Here is a 3,049-nt window from a genome sequence, read left to right on the forward strand (position 1 = left end):
CAGCGGCCAGGGCATCGGCTTCCGTCAATGCGTCCTCCACGAACGCGCCGTGCTGCTTCGCTTCGGCCTGGCTGACCTCGGCCCATATCCGTTTCACCTGGGCCGCACTGTACCCGGCCAGCTCGGCGGTCTTGTTGATGCTGTAGCCGGACTTGCGCAGCGCGACAACTTGGGCGCGGCGCTTCGGATCAGCACGGCGGCCCTTGTACCGCCCGGCCTGGCGGGCCAACTCAATGCCTTGGCGCTGGCGTTCGCGCCTGTCCTCGTAGTCGTCGCGGGCCATCTGCAAGGCCAGGCGAAAAAGCATGATCTGCACGGCTTCCAGCACGATCTTGGCGACGCCCTGGGCCTCGGCCGCCAGGTCGGATAGATCGACCACGCCAGGGACGGCCAGGCGTGCGCCTTTGGCCTGTATCGAGGCCACCAGGCGCTCGGCCTCGGGCAAAGGTAGGCGGCTGATGCGGTCGATCTTCTCGGCAATGACCACCTCGCCGGGCTGTAGGTCGCCGATCATGCGCAGCAGCTCAGGCCGGTCGGCGCGTGCGCCGGATGCCTTCTCACGGTAGATGCCGGCGACGTAGTAGCCGGCGGCCTTCGCGGCCGTAGTGATCGCCTCTTGGCGTTCCAAGTCCTGCGCGTCGGTGCTGACGCGCAGATAGACCCGCGCCACCATCGGCGCGGCTACTGGCTTCGTCCTGCGCATACTTGCGGGCTCCTTTGGGCATACTCAAATGCACCCATCTTAAACTGGCAGCTAATGTACAAAAGTTGATAGAAGCACACAAGTTCAATTTTGCACTTCTGCCCCACTATTGCAAAACTGCTTGTTAGTAGCCGTTTTTTCTTACTGTTTATAGATTCAATAATTTTTGAAACGAAAAATTGGGACTAAACATTTCGGTTTCGTTTTCTGTCGATTCGTCCTGCGTATCTTTTGCATAAACAAACATTTGTTGTTCGTAGTTTTCGATGGCATTTTCAATACTTGTAAATTCTCCGTTTGTAAGGTTTTCAGACAATATCAAAGCATCCAATAATCCCGTATTTACACCCTGTCCTGCAAAAGGCGACATCAAATGAGCAGCATCGCCAATCATTGTTATGGGTAATGGACGGTTACTTTTCCAATCATTGTTCAAAGGAAATTTCCTTGTGGGCAAGCATTGAAATGTTGATACCGAACGTATTAATTGTTTGTAAACTTCACTCCATTTGGAAAATCTTTTCAATAAAAAATCGGCAACGCTGTTTCTGTCCTGAAAATCTAAGGGAATTTTATTTTTCCATTCATCGGGCGTTTTAAAACTAATTCCTAAATACAATGCACCATTATTATTGGGATTGGCAAACAATAAAATGCCCTGATGTCCCGCCATTAATCGGTTGCCGTTGCATAGCTGAAAAAATCCGGGACAGTTTATTTCCGGTTGAAGAATATCAGCTTGGATGTTGAAAGTACCGGTTTCTTCAACTTGCGTGTCGGTAACAAAGCTCCTTATTTTCGACATTCCACCATTGGCAAGAATAACCAAATCTGCTGTTTCACTCGGTTTATTCTCAAAAGTTAGTGTCCACTTCTTCTTACCAGGTTCAAGCATAACAAGTTTTCTATCCCAAATAACCGTGTCGTTTTCTAAACTATTCAACAAGATAGCCCTTAAGTCATTTCTGTTTATTTCAGGATTGTCAAATCGATTTTCGGGCTTTACATTTTTTGTGGATAAAATATTGCCTTTTTCATCAGCAATATTTACACCCATTGGTAAGGCTAAGTCATAATAAGTTTGTAACAATCCCGCTTTTTTCATTGCTTCCTGACCTGAACCTTTGTGTAGGTCAAGGGTTCCACCAAAAATTCTTGCCTCTCGGTCGTTGTCTCTTTCGTAAACTGAAACGTCTATGCCGTTTTGCTGTAATAATTTTGCCATAGTCAGTCCAACGGGTCCACCACCAATTATTGCAACGTTCTTATCACTAAGTAAATTCATTTGTTTGTCTGTATCTATTCGCATTGTCATTCAAAAATGGCACATAACAAGTGGCTATACGCCAAATGGCGTATATATCCACTATATCTTATTTTGCTAAACCTTTCATTATCAGTGACAAATCCGTTTTCAACCGTTTACCGTTCGTTTCTACTCTCTCAAAAGGATTTATATTCATAGTGCTTTTTGTTAAGTTTTGCTCAAATATACAAATCCTTTCTATATATCTAACAAATCCATCGGACTTTTTAATTGTTCCATTCCCTTGGTGGTAATATGTGTATAAACCTCAGTTGTTTTACTGCTTGAATGACCTAACAACGATTGAATATAACGTAAACTCGTACCATTCTCAAGCAAATGCGTTGCAAAGCTATGTCGTAAGGTATGTACAGTAACTTCCTTTTGAATCTTTGCTTTTAAAACAGCTGCTTTAAAAATGTTTTGAATACTTCGGCTTGAGTATGCGCCACCTTTTTGACCTTCAAATAAATAATCTTTTGGTTTATATTCCATAAAGTATGTTCTTAAAATAATTAATGTTTTCTCAGATAAAATGGTATAACGATCTCTTTTTCCTTTTGACTGTTCTATACGAATTTGCATGCGCTTGGAGTCAATGTCTTTTATTTTCAGGTTTATACATTCAGAAATGCGCAAACCTGCCGAATAAATAGTCATCAGAATAGCCTTGTGTTTCACGTTTTCAATAGCGCGTAGTACCCGAATGGTTTCTTCTTCACTCATCACAACAGGAAGTGTTTTTTCTTTTTTTGGTCTTTCGATGAAATATGTTTTCCGTTGTCCACCCAAAACACGTTCGTAATAAAACTTAATCGCATTGATTGCCTGGTTTTGATAAGATATTGAAACTTTTCGCTCCATAACCAAATGTCGGAGAAATGATTGTATATGTCCTTCATTCAATCGATCGACGTATAGGAAGAATAAACGCCCTTTTCACCCAAGTCCAACAGCTTTGGACCGCAGTTGACTCTTTCGACACCCCTGCGATGCAACCCAATCCGGCTGACGGGGAGCCAGCAACGCTGAAAATTTAC

The 3,049-nt window shown here is 44.0% G+C and carries 3 protein-coding genes; all 3 read right to left on the reverse strand.

Features of this window, described 5'->3' with window-relative positions; all coding sequences use genetic code 11:
- A partial coding sequence (locus FTU79_RS16295; protein WP_179994526.1) for a recombinase family protein occupies window positions 1-703 on the reverse strand: 703 nt, incomplete at its 3' end.
- A 148-nt stretch (window positions 704-851) separates the two neighbouring features.
- The gene (locus FTU79_RS16300; RefSeq protein ID WP_024160783.1) at window positions 852-2,018 is read right to left on the reverse strand and encodes a tetracycline-inactivating monooxygenase Tet(X3); all 1,167 of its coding nucleotides are present in this window, start codon (window positions 2,016-2,018) and stop codon (window positions 852-854) included.
- Between the two features lie 189 nt (window positions 2,019-2,207).
- Window positions 2,208-2,873: a tyrosine-type recombinase/integrase gene (locus tag FTU79_RS16305; RefSeq protein ID WP_015060916.1), complete on the reverse strand. Its 666-nt coding sequence runs from the start codon at window positions 2,871-2,873 to the stop codon at window positions 2,208-2,210.
- Between the last annotated feature and the right edge of the window lie 176 nt (window positions 2,874-3,049).

The organism is Acinetobacter sp. YH12144, assembly GCF_013418345.1.
GTDB classification, from domain to species: domain Bacteria; phylum Pseudomonadota; class Gammaproteobacteria; order Pseudomonadales; family Moraxellaceae; genus Acinetobacter; species Acinetobacter amyesii.

What these genes read in the sequence shown, in the direction of transcription:
- FTU79_RS16300 (WP_024160783.1), bottom strand. Translation starts at nt 2,018, where the DNA reads ATGACAATGCGAATAGATACAGACAAACAAATGAATTTACTTAGTGAT.
- FTU79_RS16305 (WP_015060916.1), bottom strand. Translation starts at nt 2,873, where the DNA reads ATGGAGCGAAAAGTTTCAATATCTTATCAAAACCAGGCAATCAATGCG.